The following is a 4,730-nucleotide window of genomic DNA, read 5'->3' as shown; positions in this document are numbered from 1 at the left end:
CTAGGAGACGCCATGGCCTTCGCCGATATCGGGCAGCTTCACGTCGAAGGCCATGGCGTCTCCTAGTGCACGAAGTCGAAGCGCCCGAGCTCGGTCTCGCGCTCGGTGAACCGCTGGCAGCGCAGATCGAGCGCCTGATAGCGCTCGGCGTGCGAGCGTTTGAATTCCTCGAACGCTTCTTCGCTCGTCCAGCGATCCGCGACCATGTAGCGAAGCGGCAGCTTGAGATCCTTCATGAGCGTGGTGCTCACGAACCCGGGGCTCTCGCGAAACAGCTCCGCCCACGCGCCGTCTTCGCGGTACAGCGACTCGAAGTCCTCGGAGCGTTCCGGCTTGACCACGAACTCCCACACGATCACGAGCATCGGTCCCTCTAGAAGGTCATGACGTGCTCGAGCGCGCGCAGGACGCGCGGCGCATCGGGCAGATAGGTGTGCTCGAGCGTGTACGGAAACGGCGTGTCGTATCCGGTGACTCGCAGGATCGGCGCCTGCAGCGTGGTCAACGCGCGTTCCGCGACCAGCGCCGCCAGCTCACCGCCGAAACCTCCGGTGCGTGGCGCCTCGTGCACGATCACCACGCGTCCGGTCTTGCGCGCACTGGCGAGCACGGTCTCCTCGTCGAGCGGCACCAGCGTGCGCAGGTCCACGACTTCCACCGACCAGCCGCGTTCGCGCGCGGACTCGGCGGCCTCGATCGAGACTGGCACCATCGCTCCCCACGCGAGCACCGTCACGTCGGAGCCCGGGCGGGCCACCCGAGCGCTCGAAAGCGGCACGGTGTAGTAGCCCTCGGGCACCTCTTCGCGCACCGAGCGATAGAGCCGCTTGGGCTCGAGGAACATGACCGGGTCGTCCCCCGCGAGTGCCGCGAGCAACAGCCCCTTCGCGTCGGCGGGAGTGGAGGGGATCACCGTGACGAGTCCCGCGGTGTGGCAGAAGTAAGCCTCGGGGCTCTGCGAGTGGTAGAGGCCGCCGCGAATGCCGCCGCCATACGGAGCGCGCACCACCACCGGGCAGGTGTACTGGCCCGCCGATCGCCACCGCAACTTCGCCAGCTCCGAGACGATCTGGTCGAACGCCGGGTAGATGAAGTCCACGAACTGGATCTCGGCCACCGGCTTCATGCCATTGACCGCGAGCCCGATCGCCGCGCCGATGATGCCATTCTCGGCCAGCGGGGTGTCGGTGACGCGATCGGCGCCGAACTCGGCCCGTAGTCCCTCGGTGACGCGGAACACGCCGCCGTTCAGGCCCACGTCCTCGCCGATGATCAGCACGCGCGGGTCGGAACGCAGCGCGAGCCGCAGGGCGTCCTGGATCGCCTGAACCATGGTCATCGCGGGCATCGAGGGTCTCCGGGATCGTCGAGCGACGCAGCAGGTTAGCCGAACGCCGAACGCCGGCAAAGCGCGCCGGGCGCGGGCCATCGCGCGTGATCCGGCCGGGTGAGGGGAGGCGACGGAGTCCCGCTCCCGGCGATTCTTAGCCTTGACTAATCCTCGAATTAGTCGTACCTAATACGCCGTCATGTCGAAACTCCCCGATCTCGTGCTCCGCCCCGCCGCCCTCGCCCTGCTGCTGGCCCTCGGTTTCGGCCTGGTTGCGTGCGATCGGCTGCTCACCACCGCGCCCGACGGCGGGGATCTGTTCGACTCGCCGATTGATGGACTCTCGCCGGCCGAACTCGCCGCATTCGTCGAGGGGGACGCACAGTTCGGCCGTCCGTTCTCGCCCGTGCAGGGGCTGGGGCCGATCTTCAACAATGTTTCGTGCGCTTCGTGCCACAGCGGGGACGGTCGCGGTCGACCCGAGAACGCGCTCACGCGATTCAGCCGTGGCACCGATCTGGCGCTCGACGAGGGCGGACCGCAGCTTCAGAACCAGGCGATCCCGGGCGCCGAAGCCGAGGCGCTCCCTGCGGGCGTCGATCACTCGCTGCGACTGCCGCCACCGGTGTTCGGCGTGGGACTGATCGAGGCGATTCCGGAAGCCGACATCGTTGCGCTCGAGGATCCCGACGACCTGAACGGCGACGGCATCTCGGGTCGCGCGAATCGGGTGGCGCCGCCGGCGTTCCTCGCAGCCCACGGCTCGACGGCTGCGATCGGCCGCCGGGTCGGCGAATCGCGCGCCGGTGGCGGCGGCGCTCTCGTGCTCGGGCGCTTCAGTCGCAAGGCGCAGGTCGCCAGCATCTTCGATCAGACGGTCGCCGCCTATCATCAGGACATCGGCATCACCACCGAGTTCCTGCCGGTCGAGAATCACAACCCGCTCGCGAGCGTCGCGACGACGATTGCCGATCGCGTCGCGGACCCCGAGCTCGGAACGCCGGAAGTGCTCGCGGTGGTCGGCTACCTGCGCATGCTCGCGCCTCCGACCCCCGGCCCGCTCACCGGCACGCGCCCGCGCGGCCGTGAGGTGTTCGCGACGGTCGGGTGCGCGGGCTGTCACGTGCCGAGCTTCCGCACCGGCAGCGCGGGAATCCCGGCACTCTCCAATCGCCCGGTCGAACTCTATTCCGACCTGCTGCTGCACGACATGGGCGAGGAACTCGCCGACCATCGTCCCGATGGGGACGCGAACGGCTTCGAATGGCGAACGGCCCCGCTGTGGGGCACGCGGGTCATGCGCGAGTTCCTGAACGGTCAGGCCTTCCTGCTGCACGACGGTCGGGCGCGCTCGGTGGCCGAGGCGATCAGCGCGCACGGCGGCGAGGCCGCGGCCTCGCGCGACGCCTATCGTGCATTGAGCGAAGCGGACCGCGCGGCGCTGATCGACTTCGTGGAGTCGCGATGAGTCGGGGAGCGGGGCGCGTTGGTGCCGTCGCGCTCGCGCTGTCGATTGCGCTCGTTTCCACCGCACACGCGCAGGCTTCGAACGTCGTCGCCGCCGCTTCGACGAGCGTCGATTCGGCCCGCGCCGCGGCCCGCCCGTTCGTCGCCGGTGGCTATGACGACAAGCCGCACCTGCGCGGACTGTTCGGTCGCATCGCGGTCGGCGGCTACGTCGAGGCGCTCTACGGCTGGGAACGCGCCGACGGCGTGACCGAAGAAGCCGGCTTCGAGCTGAGGCGCTGGAATCTGCTGACCTCGTCACGGGTGAGCGAACGCGTCCAGGTGTGGGCCGAAGTCGAGTTCGAAGACGGCGGTGAGGAGATCATCCTCGAGCTGGCACAACTCGACTTCGAGCTGCACCCGGCGTTCAACGTGCGCGGCGGCATGCTGCTGCTGCCGCTGGGGCGCTTCAATCTGGCGCACGATGGCCCCCGCAACGCATTCACCGACCGGCCGCTGCTCGCCACCGACCTGCTGGGCTCCGCACTCTCGATGCCCGGGCTCGGGCTGTTCGGCCTCTTCGAGATCGGCGGCGAGGGCCGCGCGACCTACGAAGCATATGCGGTGAACGGTTTCACCGACGCGATCCTGCTCGATTCACCCGACGGCACGCGGTTGGCCGCGGGCCGCCGCAATGCCGAGGACAACAACGCCTCGCCGGCGCTCGTCTCGCGGCTGGCATGGAGTCTCGATCCACGGCGCGAACTCGGGATCTCGGGATTCACGGGTGCCTACAACACCTTTCGACTCGACGGACTCGACGTCGACGAGCGCCGCTCGGTGCGCGCTGCGGTACTCGATCTGCGAACACCGCTGCTGGGCCTCGAGTGGAACGCCGAAGTCGCTGCGGTTTCGATCGACGTGCCGGCCGGGCTCGCGGGCCTGTTCGCGAGCCGCCAGGGCGGATTCTTCGTCGAAGCCTCACGGCCCTTCGGACGCGCACTCGTCCGAACGCTGCCGAGCTCGTATCTTGCGGCGGGTGTCCGGCTCGAGGGTATCGACCTGGATCGCGACCTGGAAGGCGACTCGACGATTCAGCTCACCTCCGGACTGCGATTCCACCCGACGCCCGAGTCGGTGTTGAAGCTCGACTACCTGCGCAGCCGTGCTCGCGACCGCTTCAACAACGCGGCGGAGGGTGCGGCGCTGCGATTCAGCATGACGAGTTACTTCTGATGGGGACCGCACTGCCGATCATGCGCGCACGATCCGCGAAGCCGCGAGGCACTGCCAGTGTCACTCCCATGACGCGCTCCCGACAGGACTACTTGAAGGCGCTGTTCGCGCTCGCCGCCGACCGAAGCAGCGTGAGCACATCGCGGCTGGCTGAACAGTTGCACGTCTCGGCGCCGTCGGTGACCAACATGCTGGCGCGCCTCGATGTCGAGCGGCTGGTGGTGCACACGCCACGCGAAGGCGCCCGGCTCACCGCCGAGGGGCGGCGTCAGGCGGTCGCGATCGTGCGGCGTCACCGCATCATCGAGGTGTTCCTCGTTCAGGTGCTGGGACTCGACTGGGCGGAAGTACACGATGACGCCGAGGTGCTCGAGCACCACATCAGCGACCGCGTGCTCGAGGCGATGGATCGACTGGTCGGGCACCCGGTCGAGGATCCGCACGGGCATCCGATTCCCGACGCCAAGGGCCGCATGCCGGAACGCCCGCTGCGCGCCCTCGCTTCACTCGGTGCCGGCGAGCGCGCGACGGTTCGCGAGATCCGCGACCGCGACGTGAAGCGCATGTCGCGCTGGAAGGAAGTCGGGCTGGTGCCGGGCGCGCGCGTGCGGGTGGCCGCGGTGCGGGCACTCGAGGACGTATTCGAGATCGAGATCGGCGGCCGTCGGGTCGTGACGGGCAGCGAGGGCCTGGATGGCATTCATGTCGAGCCCGCCTC

Annotated in this window: 5 protein-coding genes; 3 read left to right on the top strand and 2 right to left on the bottom strand. The window is 68.8% G+C overall.

The genetic code is table 11. The features are described 5' to 3' along the window. Positions 1–62 precede the first annotated feature (62 nt). Positions 63–365, bottom strand: coding sequence for a hypothetical protein (locus HOP12_01510; protein ID NOT32825.1), 303 nt, complete (start codon positions 363–365; stop codon positions 63–65). An 8-nt stretch (positions 366–373) separates the two neighbouring features. Next, a complete protein-coding gene (locus HOP12_01505) occupies positions 374–1,348 on the bottom strand; it encodes an alpha-ketoacid dehydrogenase subunit beta (GenBank protein ID NOT32824.1) in 975 nt (324 codons plus the stop codon). 181 nt (positions 1,349–1,529) lie between these two features. Here HOP12_01505 and HOP12_01500 point away from each other — a divergent pair, with 181 nt between their 5' ends. From HOP12_01500 to HOP12_01490, 3 genes are all read left to right on the top strand, one after another. Then, positions 1,530–2,798 carry a thiol oxidoreductase gene (locus HOP12_01500; GenBank protein NOT32823.1) on the top strand — a complete coding sequence of 423 codons (1,269 nt, stop codon included), beginning with the start codon at positions 1,530–1,532 and terminating at the stop codon, positions 2,796–2,798. Beyond that, a complete protein-coding gene (locus tag HOP12_01495) occupies positions 2,795–4,012 on the top strand; it encodes a hypothetical protein (GenBank protein NOT32822.1) in 1,218 nt (405 codons plus the stop codon). The genes HOP12_01500 and HOP12_01495 overlap by 4 nt, the downstream gene beginning before the upstream one ends. A gap of 68 nt (positions 4,013–4,080) precedes the next feature. Continuing rightward, positions 4,081–4,730, top strand: a 650-nt coding sequence (locus tag HOP12_01490) for a metal-dependent transcriptional regulator (protein ID NOT32821.1), incomplete at its 3' end; no start/stop codon positions are given.

The organism is Candidatus Eisenbacteria bacterium, assembly GCA_013140805.1.
Lineage (GTDB): Bacteria > Eisenbacteria > RBG-16-71-46 > RBG-16-71-46 > RBG-16-71-46 > JABFRW01.
This window is presented reverse-complemented; position numbering and strand designations above follow the sequence as displayed.

Excerpts from the sequence above, each read along its gene's own strand:
- HOP12_01510 (NOT32825.1), bottom strand. The coding sequence starts at position 365 with ATGCTCGTGATCGTGTGGGAGTTCGTGGTCAAGCCGGAACGCTCCGAG.
- HOP12_01505 (NOT32824.1), bottom strand. The coding sequence starts at position 1,348 with ATGCCCGCGATGACCATGGTTCAGGCGATCCAGGACGCCCTGCGGCTC.
- HOP12_01500 (NOT32823.1), top strand. The coding sequence starts at position 1,530 with ATGTCGAAACTCCCCGATCTCGTGCTCCGCCCCGCCGCCCTCGCCCTG.
- HOP12_01495 (NOT32822.1), top strand. The coding sequence starts at position 2,795 with ATGAGTCGGGGAGCGGGGCGCGTTGGTGCCGTCGCGCTCGCGCTGTCG.